Source organism: Rhizobium sp. 32-5/1 (genome assembly GCF_029537235.1).
GTDB lineage: Bacteria > Pseudomonadota > Alphaproteobacteria > Rhizobiales > Rhizobiaceae > Pararhizobium.
The window spans coordinates 161,021-176,125 of sequence record NZ_CP120638.1 but is presented as its reverse complement, the minus strand read 5'-3'; the positions used below and the strand labels follow the sequence as shown (position 1 = coordinate 176,125).

The following is a 15,105-nucleotide window of genomic DNA, read 5'->3' as shown; positions in this document are numbered from 1 at the left end:
TTTTCGTCGATACTCTCCCGGCGAAAGCTGTCTTGCCCCTCAGCAACCGCCGGCGTCACCTCACGTAACGGCCCATTAATCATGACAACAACATGGCCGAATTGCGAATGGAGATCGTGTGCCGGAATGGGAATTGGATTTTATGGTTTGCGAATGGTTAACGATCAGAGGCGTGCGGGCGACGCGATAGCCTTTTCATGGGGCAACATCAAAATCCTCCCCTGCCCTGAAGGCTTTCGTCTTGCAAAATCCCAGGACTTCGCGCAATAAGACGCTCGCTGGAAGAGTGTCCGAGTGGTTTAAGGAACCGGTCTTGAAAACCGGCGTGCGGGAGACCGTACCGTGGGTTCGAATCCCACCTCTTCCGCCATCCACGCTTTGCTGTGCTTCGCCTGCGAAATGCACGGGCTCCACCAGTACAGCCAGAGATGCGATGGTGGAGTTCGCCGCTGCGCATTGACCTAACATTGCCTCGAAATCGGCTTCATCAAACCGGAGAAACCATGGCTTTCGACCCGATCAAGGCTCTGACCAGCTACCATGATGCGGAATGTTCCGTGCAGTTCTGGATCAAGGACGCACCGGCTTCAGTCTTTCAATCGCTGGAGGATGCAGTCACGTTTGCACGCGACAATGGCGCAGGCTGGAAGGATGTCGAGATCGCCGTGCACATGCCGCGTGAAGACATCGTCTATGCCACCGGCAAAGTCCGAACGCTGATCGAGGCGTTGCGGACGCAGCAGCGCTAAAAATCTCAGCCCTGCGGACACCAGGGCCTGCGCTTGCCGTCTCGTCTTTGGACCACACCCTCGACCGCCATCTGTTCGCCCAAGGATTGACCGTTCCGAATGACGCGACGCGATGCGCCGCGGGCCGGGTCGCCGTTTTCGTCGGCCCATGCCGCCAGCTTAAAATCACCGGCGCTCAGCAACACGCGTAACCGTTCCTTGGCGTCATGGGCGAGCAGTCGTTCCGCATCGCAGCGGGCTTGCCTGGCCTTCGGTGCCTCGATATCGGCGATGCGTATCTTTTCGCCCTTGAAGATGAAGGTGTTGCCATCGATGACGCAATTGTCGGCACGGGATGGGCTGCAATAAAAGAACTTGCCGGGCAAGGCCGCACGGATGGACGCGCTTTCCTCGACCCGATTATCCGGCACAGGCACACGCGGCAGAATTTGCGCGGGCTTGGCGAAAGAAACGGGCTTCGCGCCCACGGTCGACTTGACCGACACCTCCGGCTTGCGTCGCTGTTCCTGCCTCGCTATCTGGCTTTGTTCGGTCTTTCCGCTCCACGCCTTCAACTGCTGGCGATTGTCATAAATCATGATTCCACCGACGACGATCACGGCAGCGAGATACCATGGCCAGATATGCCCTTGTGACACGGTCTTTTTGGGCCGCCGCGTGCGTCGTTTCGATTTTGGATTGCTGCTCATAATACCGATTCCGATTCGTCCTCTATTATCGGCGGCACGGATTTAACGAAACGTTGCCGGAAACTGGTTTCAACCTCGCCAAAACGGCGGTGGGCGAGCAAAAACACGACGAGCGCCGCAAACGCAGGGTCTTTACAGGCGCGACGAACAGCGCCAGACTGCAAAGACAGGTTGTTCGTGCGCTGCCGTTGGAGGATTGGCAGCTTTGCGGGGAACTTGGCGGCGCTTGCGCCGTTGCTGCCGAAAATAGCTGGGAGGAAATCCATGCGCCAGGTAAAATGGAATGAACCGATCGAGATCGGCTTTCTGCAAGGCAACACCCAAATCGTCAGCGGTCCATCGGAAGCTTTGAACTGCCTAGCCAATCTTTGGCCGGAGCTCCGAGGCCCGCATTATGTCGCGGCCCGCAGCATTTGCCGCGCCGCCATAGATGGCCGCAAATCTGCGGAAGAAGCCCGCGCCGTATTTATCTCGGCAACACGCGAGGCTCGCCTCAAGGCTCACTAGTGGAGACTTCCTCCGCTTTCCCGTGCAGACGGGCGACGCAATTGTTGCGTCGCTCTAGGCGGAAACCCAGATCCCGGTCTTTGACCGGACGCGCCATTGTTAGAATGCTTGCAGAGCTTCAATGTTCATGCCGCCGCAGGCCCCTTCGCAAATTTCACTGAATTTTAGGCACTTGCAGAACACATGTGGAACATATAGTGTTCGTTCTTGATTTGTTTCAAGATTCCGGAGTGTGCCAACATGCTGACCCGCAAGCAACAGGAACTGCTTCTGTTCATTCATGAACGGATGAAGGAATCTGGTGTGCCCCCATCTTTCGACGAGATGAAGGATGCGCTTGATTTGGCGTCCAAGTCTGGCATTCACCGGCTGATCACCGCGCTTGAAGAGCGTGGCTTTATACGCCGCCTGCCCAACAGAGCGCGCGCACTTGAGGTTATCAAGCTTCCGGAGGCGTATTCACCGAGCTTGCAGCCAAAACGGGGTTTTTCCCCAAGTGTCATTCAAGGCAGTTTGGGTAAGGTGCCCTCCCCGCTGCAAATGCCAAGCCCGGCTCTTCAACCAATGGCGACGGTACATCTGTTTCCGTGCCGATGATGGGTCGGATCGCGGCCGGTGTGCCAATATCAGCCATCCAGAACAACACCCATGACATTTCCGTGCCAATCGAAATGATCGGTTCTGGCGATCACTATGCGCTGGAGGTTAAGGGCGATCTCGATGATCGAGGCGGGCATTCTCGATGGCGACACTGTCATCATACGCAACTGCAACACTGCCAATCCCGGCGAAATCGTTGTTGCCCTGGTGGATGAAGAAGAGGCAACACTGAAGCGTTTCCGCCGCAAGGGCGCGTCAGTTGCTCTCGAGGCTGCAAATCCTGCCTACGAAACCAGAATTTTCGGTCCGGACCGTGTGAAAATTCAAGGAAAACTCGTTGGCTTGATCCGGCGGTATCACTGATCTGCAGTTGCGCTTTCAGCGCTAGTCCTGACCCGATGGACGCAAACGAAACGCGGACACCACGCTCGATGGGGCTTTTCTTACATCGACGAGAGACGGCTGAGCAGCGCATTGAACTCGCGGGGCAGCGGCAGGTTGGTATCGAATGCTGTTCGGAAAGCGGTGCGATCGGTCAGGTCGGATTGATACCAGGCGATGAGACCGACTGCCACCTCGCTCGCTTCCTCACCGGCGATATCGACATGGTTTTCCTCGCACCAGGCTTCCAGAAAACGACGCAACATATCGAGATCGGTCGTTTCAAGAGCCGTTTGCGATGGGATAAATATCGACATTGAATCACCTTTTGTCTGTTGGCGTGCGTCCCCGCATGTTTCAGCATCAAATAGGGCGTTTTTATTCGAACAGCAGGTCAATGACGACTGCGAGCATAAGATTATACTTTTGGACTTGTCCGAAGCTTTTGCTGTTCAGTGGCAGTTCTGGAACGAGAGTTTTTGAAGCGTTTGACTACTTCAGCTTATCATGCCGAGGATGAGGTGCCAGCCGAATTGAGCGTTGTCGTGTTCATTGTGTGGATCGATCGTACGCAGTCGCGACCGGCAGCCTTTGCAGCATAAAGCGCCTCGTCCGCCCACCGGAGCAGTATTTTTGCTTCACAGAAGCTGTTAGGCTCAATCGCTGCGGTCCCAATACTGACGCTGACGATGCCTTTTTCGCTGCCGATATGCGCAATCTCGAGAGCCCTCACCTGTGCACAGAGGAAATGTGCAACAGACGTCGCATGGTCGGTGTCGCAATGCGGAATGATGACCGCAATCTCTTCGCCGCCGTATCTGGCAACAACGCTGTTCGGATAGGCCCTCATCGAAACGGCAATGCAGTCGGCAACTGTCTTCAAACAGGTATCGCCTGCCGGATGCCCGTAGGTGTCATTGAAGGCTTTGAACTTGTCTACGTCTATCATAAGCAGGCCGGGACCCGGCCGGCCGGTCCCCTTCTGCGAGATGATTCGTGCTAGTGCCGCGTCGAAAGACCGACGATTAAGCAAGCCGGTCAGCCCGTCCGTATGAGCCATGATCTCCAAGCGCTCATTGAGGTTGCGAAGCTCCTCTTCCGCCCTTTTGGTTTTCGTTATATCAGAAAACACGATGAGGCTGCCACCCTCATCCATGGCGCGCGTGCGGGCCTCAATCCAGCGCCCATCGGCGAGGCGCATCTGCCTGTCTCCGGCACGAAGGAAAGCATCCGCGGCCCGCTCGATCAAATCGTCCAGGTTTCCGATAAAGGAAATTTCTTCTCCCCGTTCGATTGCGGTCCGAAGGATCGTTCGAAGACAGGTGCCTGGCACCCGGATGTCTGAGGTCAACGGGAACATTTCGGCATAACGGCTGTTGCTGAACACCTGACATCCGCTTGCATCAAACATTGCCAATCCGTCTGCCATACTCGCCAAGGCATTGGACAGATGGCTCTGGGTGCGGATTAACTCGTTCTCCAGGCGCTTCCGGTCTGTGATCTCCCTGTTGTGGGTGATCATGCCGATCAGGTGTCCCTCCTCGTCTGTAAACGGAGCTTTCAGAGTTGAAAGCCAGATATCGGTTCCCTGGGCACTCGTGAAATGTTGCTCGATCGTTGCGGGTCTGCCTGCCTCTAGAACCTTTAGCTCGTCTGCACGAAACATAAGCGCCGCGTTGTGATCATAGAAATCGAAATCTGTTTTCCCCACGAGCTCTGCAGCGGTCCCCGCCCCCATGAGCTCAGCAGTGGCGGGGTTGGCCGCGATGAATCGTCCGTTGAGATCTTTGGCATTCAGACAGTCTGGCAAGGCTTCGATGATCGCCTTGTAAATCCGGTTAAGGTTGGTTGCCTCCTGCCTTTTCATTTCTTGCGAGATTGCAAGGCCGGAGAGCACCGCGGATACGAAAAGAAGCAAAGCAAAGGGTGCAACGACCGCAGGCATCACGACGACCCATTTTTCAACCGGAATCTTAACAAAAAAACCGGCAGTACCACTGAAGACCACTGCAAGGGCGACAATGACGATTGCTTTGCCGTTCGGTATATCGCGAATATACCTGTGTGCGATCAACCCGCTTGCCGATGCCATGACAATAAGCGGTATGCCAACCCACAAGCCCGTGCCCCCGCTAATCACGCGCCAGATTATTGCGGGCAGAAATGGAATGATTGCAGCGAGCGGCCCACCGAAAAGGCCTGCCACGGCAAGAAAAGTATATCGCAGGTCCAGAAGGACCCCCGGTATGAACTGAAATGGCAGTGACATGGCGCAAAGCGTGCCAACTGCCATGAATCCACCGAATACAACCGATTTGTATCGAGGGATGTGGCGTACGATGTGGCGATTTCCGAATGTCCACAGTGATGTGGAGATCGCGACAATCGCTAGATTGGCCAGCAACTCATTCCAAGGGTGCATTCAGTTCGGCTTTCGACTGCAATTTCCTGTCTGGAGAATAACCCAGTCATCTGAACGAGTGGTTGACGCCGGTGGTCGCCCTGACATCAAAGCCGCGAAGGGATCAATTTCCTCAATGCGATTAAACAGATTCCAGTAATTTTAACCTTCGAGCGTCATTATGATGTGGGGGAATACTAAGTAAAATATGTTTCACTAAACAGGGTGAGCATATAATGCGAGTCTACTTAAGCGAATTCTGCTGAGCCAGGCTGTGCGAAATATGTCGTCAAGCTTTAGAAAGCAGAGGCTTGGGTGGCGCTTATTGATAGTGTGGAGGCCTTGAGTGCCAACGTTTTTTGAAACCCGAGCGGGCGGACAATTGCTTGCGGCCATCGCGGGCGCACTTGTCCTGTGGGGTATGCTCTATGCGTTTCGCTTGAATGTCATGGCGATATTCCGCAATTATTCAAGCGACCGGGTCGATGGGTTGTTCCTTGCGTTTGTCGTTGCCGGTTTCGCAAGCTTCCTCTATTCGCTGCTCCGCATCTTTGATCTGCGCCGGGAAATGCAGAGACAGCAGGAACAGGGCCGCCGAGCGCTATGGACCGCCACACATGATCATCTGACTCGTCTTCCTAATCGTTATGCTTTCGAGCGATTTGAAGCCTTGCCCACGTCTGGAAGTGACGACGCGGCGCATGCGCCCATGGCGACTGTATTTTCCATCGACCTTGACGGGTTCAAGAAGGTCAATGATCTTCTCGGACACCAGGGCGGTGACTTTCTCCTTCAGGAGGTAGCAAAGCGTCTGTCTGCGTTCGGCGCGGAAAACTGCGTATTTCGCTTTGGTGGCGACGAATTTATCGTAATCGCTCGGGATCTTTTGCCGACACGGGATGCACGGTTTGCGGAACTAATCGTCCATTCCTTGACGCGTCCCGTGAAAATCGATGCGCTCTGGTGCCAGGTCGGCGCAAGTATCGGTTACGCCAGGTGGCCGGAACATGGCGCGCAAATCAAGGACGTGTGCCATAAGTCGGATATTGCGCTTTACGAGGCCAAGGCGCTGGGCGCTAATACGTCTCTTTTGTTTCGCGAAGAGATGCAGATGAAAGTTTCCGAACGGGCGAAGCTGGAGGGGGTGCTGCGAACCGCGATTGACAAAAATCAGATCCGACCTTTTTACCAACCCCTCGTCGATCTTCGCTCCGGCGATGTCTGTGGTTTTGAAGCCTTGGCGCGATGGACGCTGGAGGATGGTACCAGCATTTCACCGCAGGTGTTCATTTCTATTGCCGAAGAGACGGGCCTGATCACACCTCTATTTCAGCAACTGCTCAGCAGGGCGTGCGGCGACGCCAAATCCTGGCCGCCACACGTATGCCTTTCCTTCAATCTGTCTGCCGTGCAGATGGAAGATCGGTTGCTTGCCGCGCGCATCTTGGAAATCGTCGAAGAAGCTGGCTTTGCTCCGGAGCGCCTCGAAATTGAGATTACAGAAAACGCGCTGATCAAGGATCCGACACTGGCTGCGGCGATTATCGACGATCTCCATGCTGCAGGCATTCTCGTTGCTCTGGATGACTTCGGAACTGGCTATTCGAGCCTGTCGCAACTCGCGCGCTATGCCTTCGACAAGATCAAGATCGACCAGAGTTTTGTTCGCTCCCTTGGACAGGGCGGTGGCAGGCACGGCAAGATCGTCCAGGCGCTACTTAATCTCAGCCGCGGGCTTGAGGTCAAGACAACGGTCGAGGGCATCGAAGAACACCATCAACTCGCTTACTTTCTGAACGAGGGCTGTGATATCGGACAAGGCTATCTTTTCGGAAAGGCGATGCCCTTCGAACAGACTGTGTCCTTTCTCGATGAACGGCGGGCCGTTCTCAAGACGGCCTGACGGTGCTCGCAATCTTGTCCCTTAACCCAGGGACAATTTTCGGAAATGCCCCTTGCGCTTCGCTTAGATTCGGTCTAAACGCCCGGCATCGCTGAAACTTAAAGCGTGTTGAGGCCTCGTGGCGGAGTGGTGACGCAGAGGACTGCAAATCCTCGTACCCCGGTTCAATTCCGGGCGAGGCCTCCATAAAATCAACCATATTTATTAGATAGTTAAAACATGAAATCCCTTTTTGCAGTCAGGGTTTCATATCTCGTTCGGGTTGCGCCAATTTGCCTTAAGTTGCAATGGTTTCCGGCCACGCTGCCAAAATCGACACGACATGGAACCCAGTTCAAACGTGGCCCTCACCGCTTAACTTGACTTGCCGCTTTTGTGACCTCTATCTGATAGTTGCAAAGTTAGCTGATCTAATGCCGCTTCTGATCAAGCTCCGACGCAGAGCTGGTTGCGAGGAATCGGGCTTCGAATTCGACGCGCAAATTCCGTCTGATCTCTGCGGCCCGCTGTCGACGCTTGCGTATCTCGGTTTGCGGTTGGTACGGCGGAACGGCCGTCGGACGTCCATCCACATCGACGGCGACCATCGTGAAATAACAGGAGTTGGTGTGTCGTCGCTCTCCTGTGCGAATATTTTCAGCCTCTACTCGAATGCCGATTTCCATCGAGGTGCGGCCTGCATAATTGATAGAGGCACGGAAGGTTACGAGTTCGCCGACATGGATGGCCTGCCGAAAGACAACCTGATCGACAGATAGCGTCACCGCATATTCCTGCGAATATCGGCAAGCACAGGAAAAGGCGACGCGATCCAGAAGATTGAGTAAGGCGCCACCGTGGACCTTTCCGCTGAAGTTGGCCATATCGGGGGTCATTAGCACCACCATTTCGAGTTCGCTGGTATCGTGCGCGGACAGTATTGCTCTGTCGTGGGGGTCTTGCATGGATCCGGTCCCATCTTGTTTGGTTCACGTTCGGACAACCTGGAATTACCGCGACGGCATGGTCAAGGCTGCTGCACGCCTTTACAGTCCTGCATACTGTCGCGGCCATTGCAAACGACGGTCATGTGATCTGTTCCGGGGGCCTATCTGGGGCAACACCAATACAATCAGTGACTTTAACGATGCCTTATAACCGTTTCGGTAAAATGACCTTGCAGCGCGTTTGCGGGCATGATGCCTTACTGCAGTTCAAGGGCCACCTCCCCGCTGAGCATGTCATCATGTTCGGCGGAGATTTTTTCAGTGCGATACAACGTCCAGCCTTCGGGTCGTCTCAATCAGTGGTCGGTCGCCTTCATAGCGCTTGTCTTCATAGTCGTAACCGCGGTTCTGGCTGGTCTGGTCGCGCGCTCGATCGAGACGATCACGACAACCTCCAACGCCATTGACGACGATCGTGCCAGACATGCGGCGCTGGGTGCACTTCAGTCGTTGCGCAAGCAACTCGCCGCCACAGTTCGAGATAACGCCTACTGGGACGATGCCTATCGCCAGGTTAACCTCGACACACGCTCAGATTGGATTGTGGAGAATTGGGCCTCGACAACCGCGGACTACCCACTTTACGACACTGCCATCGTCGTGGATTCTAAGGACAACACAGTCGTTGCCTACCGTAATGGCGAACCCTTGACGTCTCCGGCGATAGAGGTGTTCGGCCAAGCCTTCTCGGGAATGCTGGCCAAGGCACGGCGATCTGACAGGACCACCAGCGTCCCGGTTTATTTCATTCGCACGGATGCAGGAGTGGCCCTGATCGGTGCCGCTGTCATCAGTCCAAGCGAAGCAGACGAAAACGCCCGACCTGAAAATCGCTATACCCTTGTCTTCGCGAAGCATGTGACGCCAGATGTCGTTACGGAAGTTTCGGAGAGCTTCAATATTGCGCACCTCAGCATGGACCAAAACCCGCTCGCGTCGGAACTGTCGGTACCCTTGAACGATGTCGAGGGAAAAACCGTAGCCTATTTCAACTGGCCATCGCAGGCCCCGGGCACAAAAAGTTACCTCGAGGTCGAGATCGACGCTTCGCGCTGCCGCTGTAATTTTTGTTCTGTTTCTGCTGTCCATCGGTGCAGTTGGATTTTATACCATCGGCAACCTTAAAGTCAGCAGCATGCGGTCGCGCCACCGGGCGGCGCATGATGCTTTGACGGGTTTGCTCAATCGATCCGGGCTGCTCGAACGTATGACGGCGATGTCTCACGCGCCCGGCAGTGAGCAGATTTGGCTGAGATTGCATTTCGTCGATCTAGACGGTTTCAAGGGTGTCAACGATGCCTGGGGCCATGCTGTCGGTGACGAGTTGATCGTTGCAGTTTCTAGCCGCCTTCGCGATACGCTGTCGCCCGATGCCATCATTGCCCGTCTCGGCGGCGACGAATTTGCCGTTTTGACGATCGATGCAGTTCAAAAGCAATCCTCCCCTGATGTCGGGCAGCAAATTCAAATTGCACTCCAGCGGGCTTTTGAGATTCGTGGCCGCACCATTGGCATCGGTGCCAGTGTCGGCGTTGCCGCCGCGCCAGCTGGGTCGTTGGACAGTGAGGAACTTATTCGCCGGGCAGACATCGCCCTCTACCGTGCAAAGGACCTTGGCCGGGGCGTTACTGTAGAGTTCGAGGATGGTTTCGATGTCGATACGAAACGTTTGGCTCAACTCGAAGACGCACTGCGCGATACTCTTTCCAAGAACGGAATTGATGTCGCGTTCCAACCGTTGATTGATGCGGAATCGGGGGCAATGTGCGGGGTCGAAGCGCTCGCGCGGTGGCAGTCGCCAGATGGGACGCGGCATCGTCCAGATGTCTTCATACCCCTTGCCGAACGGTCAGGTTTGATTGATCAACTGGGCATGCAAGTCCTTGGCAAGTCTATAGACGCCGCAAAACAATGGCCGACCATCGGTCTTTCGGTCAACGTCTCGCCGATGCAACTCAAAAATCCGAAGTTTACTCAAGAGGTTGTTGAGGTCTTGAAAGCCGCTGACTTCGAGCCGCATCGTCTCTGCATCGAGTTGACGGAAGGCATACTGATTTCCGATCCGGATCAGGCACGCCGGGCAATCGATGGTTTGAAGGCCGCAGGGATCAAAATCGCGCTCGACGATTTTGGATCTGGTTTCGCCAGTATTGGCACGCTGCGGCAGTTTGGATTCGACCGTATGAAGGTCGATAGGTCCTTGGTCGTCGCACTCGACCATGACGACAATGCCGGTGCTGTTCTACAGGCGACGATCGCTCTGGCAAATGCTCTCCACATCCCCGTAACCGCTGAAGGTATTGAGACCGAGCAGCAGGCGCTTGCGGTAAAGCTTTCAGGCTGTGTCGAATTGCAGGGGTATCTGTTCAGTAAACCGATTTCCGCGGAGGAACTCCGTCAGTTTTATTTTGATGGCCGCTCTCCGCCCAACAAACAATATGTGGGATAACCACCGGCACAGGATGCCGCTGTATCAGGTCTGCCTGCGCTTCAAGAAGCCTTTTGCCTCTTTGCCCACCAGACGGTAAACCTGCGCCGTTGCCGACGTACGATGGCGGAGTCCTGCGACAGGACGAGCAAACCGAGGGGCACCATCCAGAAACCGAGGATTGGCAGAAACCCTAGAATGCCACCCAGAATCAGCGCCACTGCGATCAGGATTCGAAACAGCTTGGACTGCGGGAGGCGGAAGCGAAATGTTCCCAGCACGATTTCCTGGGTGCGTCGGTCTACGCCGAAATAGGTCTTTTTTCCGTTGAGGCCATTGTTCTCCGCCTTTTTGTCTAAACGCCAAATGGGGACTTCTCCACAGTCTGGCAAGGATTGTGCAGTTTTTTTGAAAAACCGCTTGGCAAATCGGAAAAGCATTTGTATTAGCAGCCTCACTTCTGCAGCGCGAAAGCGCGCAGATGATCCCTGGTAGCTCAGCGGTAGAGCATTCGACTGTTAATCGACAGGTCGCCGGTTCGAATCCGGCCCGGGGAGCCAAATTATAAAAGAGCCACTTTCGCAGATCGCGGACGTGGCTCTTTTTGCGTCTGCCCTCTCCCCGCAAAATGATGAAATAAATAAGGTTTTGGGTGAAACCTTTGATCCGCCCCCGCCGTATCTGCGTAGACAATCCAAACGACAATGCATGCGCGGATGACAATGCCCTTCGACCCTGCCCCACAAGACAGTCCCATTATCGTCTGGTTCCGTAAGGACCTGCGCCTCGACGACAATAATGCGCTCGCCGCAGCGGCTTCGACAGGCAGGCCGATCATTCCTGTTTATATTCGCGAGCCCGAAGAGGCCGGTACCGGACCGCTCGGCGAAGCCCAGGCTTGGTGGCTTCATCACTCCCTGACGGCGCTTGCCGGATCGCTGGGCGAAATTGGAAGCTCACTTATGCTGGCTTCTGGAGAGGCTGGCTCGATCCTGTCGGCAATGGCAAAAAAACGGGTGCCGGGGCGGTCTTCTGGAACAGGCGCTATGATCCCAAGGGCATTGCACTCGACGGGCCCTTGATGGATGCCTTGCGAAGTGCCGACCTGCTGGTCAAGAGTTTCGCCGGGCAACTGCTGCATGAACCTTCGCGCGTCAAGACCGGCACCGGCGGACCCTACAGGGTCTACACGCCGTTCTGGCGGGCCCTTGAAAGCGAAGGCGAGCCCGACGCTCCTCTGGATGCGCCGCGCTCCCTTGTCCCCCCGACGAAATGGCCGACATCCGAACGGCTGGATGACTGGAATCTCCTGCCTGTGAAGCCCAACTGGGCATCGGCATTTTCCGAAGTCTGGATTCCCGGCGAGGCGGCTGCATTGAGACGGCTGGCGGCATTTGTCGAGAATGGCCTTTCTGGATACAAGCACAACCGGGATCGCCCCGGCATCGACGGAACCTCTCTGTTGTCTCCGCATCTCGCCCTTGGGGAGATATCGCCGGCCCGGATCTGGCACGCCACGCGTGGAGTGTCTGATGCGCCTGCGGAAGATGTGACGACGTTCCGCAAGGAGGTCGTTTGGCGCGACTTTTCCTACCATCTGCTGTTCCACAACCCTGATTTGCCAACGGAAAATCTCAATCGAAAATATGACGATTTTCCCTGGACCTTCGATGCCTTGGCTTTCGAGCGCTGGACCAAGGGCATGACTGGCTATCCGATCGTCGATGCCGGGATGCGGCAGCTCTGGCGCCACGGTTATATGCACAATCGCGTTCGCATGATCGCCGCATCTTTTCTGATCAAGGATCTGCTGATCGACTGGCGTCGCGGCGAAGCCTGGTTTGCCGACACCCTCGTGGACGCCGACCCCGCCTCCAATGCCGCGAGTTGGCAGTGGGTGGCCGGAAGTGGTGCCGATGCCTCGCCGTTTTTCCGGATTTTCAACCCGATAACCCAGGGTGAAAAATTTGATCCGCAGGGTGACTATATAAGGGCTTTCGTGCCCGAACTTCGGCATATGCCCGAAAAGTTCATTCACCGACCCTTCGAGGCGCCGGACGCCGTGTTGAAGGCCGCGGGCGTGGAACTGGGTTCGAACTACCCGAAGCCGATCGTCAATCACGCTCTGGCGCGTGGTCGTGCACTTGCCGCTTACAACCAGATCAAGGATGCCGCATGACTGTTTCGCTTTCCCATGCCCTGCATTATTCCGGCCAACGGCGTTTGAACATCGCTGTTGTCGGTTCCGGCGTGTCCGGCAGTTCGGCTGCCTGGGCTCTGCATCCGGTTCATGACGTGACGCTCTATGAAAAGGACAAGCGCGCTGGCGGGCACACGGCAACGGTCGATATTGATTATGATGGCACACCGATCTCCGTCGATACCGGCTTCATCGTCTATAACGAAGCCAATTATCCCAACCTGACGGCTCTCTTTGCCGAACTCGATGTCGAGACGCACAAGAGCGATATGAGTTTTGCGCTTTCGCTCGACAATGGCTGGCTGGAATGGAGCGGCGACAACCTCGCGACGCTCTTTGCCCAGAAGCGTAATCTCATTCGTCCGTCCTTCCTTCTGATGCTTCGCGAAATTCTCCGCTTCAACAAGGTGTGCTTGCAGGATCGTGTTGCCGGTCGGCTGGCCTCGATGTCCATTGGCGACTATCTCAACTGGCGCGGATTTTCGCCCGGATTCACCAACAATTACCTTGTTCCGATGGCCGCAGCGATCTGGTCCACGCCGGCGCGCAAGATGCTGCAGTTTCCGGCCGAGCATTTCGTCAATTTCTTCGACAATCACCGGCTGATCTATTCGACGCCGCATCCGTGGCGCACGGTCACAGGCGGTAGCCGCACCTATCTCGAAAAGCTGCTGGCGCCGCTCGAGGATAGGTTGCGCCTTGGTTGCGGCGTGCGCTCCATCCGTCGCGAGGGCGGAAAGGTCGTCATTGTTGATACGTTTGGCGAAACGGCGGTTTATGACAAGGTGATTGTAGCCGCCCATAGCGACCAGACACTTGCCATGCTTGCGGATCCAAGCGCGGACGAGCGATCCGCCCTCTCCTCCGTTCCCTACCAGCCGAACCGTGTCGTGCTCCATCGTGACGCCGGCCTGATGCCGAAGCGCCGCAAGGTCTGGGCGTCCTGGAACTATCTGCGCTCCAGCCGCCCGGGAGGCGAGCACGACGTGGCCGTCAGCTACTGGATGAACCGCCTTCAGGGTATCGATGCGAATTGCCCGCTATTCGTCACGCTCAATCCCGAGCGCGATCCGGCACCGGGTACGGTGTTTGCAGAGTTCTCCTACGATCATCCGCAGTTCGATGCGGGTTCGATGCAGGCACAACAGCGATTGAAAACCATCCAGGGCGAAAACAACACTTATTTTGCAGGCGCCTGGACCGGGTATGGTTTTCACGAAGATGGCCTGACTTCAGGGCTTGCAGCTGCTGAAGCGCTTGGCGGTGTCATTCCATGGCGTATGAGTGCACCATCCTCTGACTTTGCGGAAGCGGCTGAATAAATGTTTTCAGGACGCCACAATGGCTGCGACATGCAAACGAACGGCCCGCCGTCCGGCGAGGCCGCTGCACTTTATGCAGGTCAGGTCATGCACCAGCGCATGAAGCCCATGGGGCATCGCTTCAACTACAAGGTCTTTTCCTTGCTGATCGATATCGACCGGCTGGACGAGGCAACGCGCATGAGCAGCTTATTCTCGGTCAACCGCTTCAATCTTCTGTCTTTCCATGAAAAAGACCACACCGGACAAGACGATCAGTCGCTGCGAAGTTATGCCGATGCAGTTCTACTGGACGCGGGTGTCGAAACCCCGCCTGTCCGCATTTTGCTCGCCTGTTATCCCCGCATTCTCGGCCGGGTGTTCAATCCTATTGCCGTATACTATGCCTATAATGCGCAAGGTGCGGTGATTGCGATGATCTACGAGGTTCGCAACACATTCGGCGAACGACACACTTATGTCTGCCCGGTTGGCCCGGGACAGACGGGGCCTGGTGGAATTCGGCAGGAGTGCGAAAAGCTTTTCCATGTCTCGCCCTTCGTACCGATGGAGATGCGGTATCACTTCAGGATGCTGCCGCCAGGTGAGAAGATTCGTTGGCGAATTCTGGAAACGGATGCGGAAGGCCCGCTTCTCGCCGCGACATTCTCCGGTGCGCGCCTGCCTCTCAAGACAGGTCAGATTTTACGACTTGTGGCCAAAATCCCGCATCTTACAATCAAGATCATTGCAGGAATTCACTGGGAAGCGCTGAAACTTTGGCTCAAGGGAGCGCGTTACATTCCGCGACCTGAGGCACCAGAGGCAGTCAGCATATGGAAGCAGGACGCTCGTGTGGCCGCCGCGTCCGCGAACCTGCCACAGGCCTTGCACGATCTCGGTCGCCCGCTGCGGACGTCCCGGCTCAGTGACGCCGCCCTTGGCGACCCGGCGGAATGA

General features: G+C 55.8%; 13 protein-coding genes, 3 tRNA genes and 2 pseudogenes. 13 read left to right on the top strand and 5 right to left on the bottom strand.

Annotation, left to right across the window (positions count from 1 at the left end):
- Positions 1-280 precede the first annotated feature (280 nt).
- Together P6U16_RS00890 and P6U16_RS00885 are read left to right on the top strand one after the other, a co-directional pair.
- Positions 281-370 (top strand) — tRNA-Ser (locus tag P6U16_RS00890).
- A gap of 133 nt (positions 371-503) precedes the next feature.
- Positions 504-749 (top strand): hypothetical protein, encoded by a 246-nt coding sequence (locus P6U16_RS00885; RefSeq protein WP_277702260.1) that lies wholly within the window; start codon positions 504-506, stop codon positions 747-749.
- Positions 750-754: 5 nt separating this feature from the next.
- Here the strand turns inward: P6U16_RS00885 and P6U16_RS00880 are convergent, their stop codons facing one another.
- Positions 755-1,438, bottom strand: coding sequence for a thermonuclease family protein (locus P6U16_RS00880; RefSeq protein ID WP_277702259.1), 684 nt, complete (start codon positions 1,436-1,438; stop codon positions 755-757).
- A gap of 53 nt (positions 1,439-1,491) precedes the next feature.
- Here P6U16_RS00880 and P6U16_RS00875 point away from each other — a divergent pair, with 53 nt between their 5' ends.
- The 3 genes and pseudogenes from P6U16_RS00875 (at position 1,492) to lexA (ending at position 2,908) form a co-directional block, all read left to right on the top strand.
- Positions 1,492-1,725 (top strand): hypothetical protein, encoded by a 234-nt coding sequence (locus P6U16_RS00875; protein ID WP_277702258.1) that lies wholly within the window; start codon positions 1,492-1,494, stop codon positions 1,723-1,725.
- Positions 1,703-1,945, top strand: a complete 243-nt coding sequence (locus P6U16_RS00870) for a DUF982 domain-containing protein (protein ID WP_277702257.1) — start codon at positions 1,703-1,705, stop codon at positions 1,943-1,945. The genes P6U16_RS00875 and P6U16_RS00870 overlap by 23 nt, the downstream gene beginning before the upstream one ends.
- Before the next feature lie 240 nt (positions 1,946-2,185).
- Positions 2,186-2,908 (top strand): annotated as a pseudogene (lexA, locus tag P6U16_RS00865) (transcriptional repressor LexA).
- 80 nt (positions 2,909-2,988) lie between these two features.
- Here lexA and P6U16_RS00860 read toward each other — a convergent pair.
- Positions 2,989-3,243: a hypothetical protein gene (locus tag P6U16_RS00860; RefSeq protein WP_277702256.1), complete on the bottom strand. Its 255-nt coding sequence runs from the start codon at positions 3,241-3,243 to the stop codon at positions 2,989-2,991.
- 188 nt (positions 3,244-3,431) lie between these two features.
- Positions 3,432-5,219, bottom strand: a complete 1,788-nt coding sequence (locus tag P6U16_RS00855) for a diguanylate cyclase (protein ID WP_277702255.1) — start codon at positions 5,217-5,219, stop codon at positions 3,432-3,434.
- 454 nt (positions 5,220-5,673) lie between these two features.
- Here P6U16_RS00855 and P6U16_RS00850 point away from each other — a divergent pair, with 454 nt between their 5' ends.
- Positions 5,674-7,230 (top strand): EAL domain-containing protein, encoded by a 1,557-nt coding sequence (locus P6U16_RS00850; RefSeq protein ID WP_277702254.1) that lies wholly within the window; start codon positions 5,674-5,676, stop codon positions 7,228-7,230.
- Between the two features lie 112 nt (positions 7,231-7,342).
- A tRNA-Cys gene (locus tag P6U16_RS00845) sits at positions 7,343-7,416 on the top strand.
- Between the two features lie 224 nt (positions 7,417-7,640).
- Here P6U16_RS00845 and P6U16_RS00840 read toward each other — a convergent pair.
- Positions 7,641-8,117, bottom strand: coding sequence for an acyl-CoA thioesterase (locus P6U16_RS00840; protein ID WP_277703958.1), 477 nt, complete (start codon positions 8,115-8,117; stop codon positions 7,641-7,643).
- 360 nt (positions 8,118-8,477) lie between these two features.
- On the opposite strand from P6U16_RS00840, the gene P6U16_RS00835 reads away from it, so the two are divergent.
- Positions 8,478-9,341: a CHASE4 domain-containing protein gene (locus P6U16_RS00835; protein WP_277702253.1), complete on the top strand. Its 864-nt coding sequence runs from the start codon at positions 8,478-8,480 to the stop codon at positions 9,339-9,341.
- Positions 9,342-9,384: 43 nt separating this feature from the next.
- A complete protein-coding gene (locus tag P6U16_RS00830; RefSeq protein ID WP_277702252.1) occupies positions 9,385-10,665 on the top strand; it encodes an EAL domain-containing protein in 1,281 nt (426 codons plus the stop codon).
- Between the two features lie 41 nt (positions 10,666-10,706).
- On the opposite strand, the gene P6U16_RS00825 is transcribed toward P6U16_RS00830, so the two are convergent.
- A complete protein-coding gene (locus tag P6U16_RS00825; RefSeq protein WP_277703957.1) occupies positions 10,707-11,012 on the bottom strand; it encodes a hypothetical protein in 306 nt (101 codons plus the stop codon).
- A 117-nt stretch (positions 11,013-11,129) separates the two neighbouring features.
- On the opposite strand from P6U16_RS00825, the gene P6U16_RS00820 reads away from it, so the two are divergent.
- From P6U16_RS00820 to P6U16_RS00805, 4 genes and pseudogenes are all read left to right on the top strand, one after another.
- Positions 11,130-11,204: transfer RNA gene (locus tag P6U16_RS00820), tRNA-Asn, on the top strand.
- Positions 11,205-11,366: 162 nt separating this feature from the next.
- Positions 11,367-12,823 (top strand): annotated as a pseudogene (locus P6U16_RS00815) (deoxyribodipyrimidine photo-lyase).
- Positions 12,820-14,166, top strand: coding sequence for an FAD-dependent oxidoreductase (locus P6U16_RS00810; RefSeq protein ID WP_277702251.1), 1,347 nt, complete (start codon positions 12,820-12,822; stop codon positions 14,164-14,166). Before P6U16_RS00815 ends, P6U16_RS00810 begins: the two are co-directional and overlap by 4 nt.
- A gap of 30 nt (positions 14,167-14,196) precedes the next feature.
- Complete coding sequence (locus tag P6U16_RS00805; RefSeq protein WP_277702250.1) at positions 14,197-15,105, top strand: DUF1365 domain-containing protein; 909 nt, start codon at positions 14,197-14,199, stop codon at positions 15,103-15,105.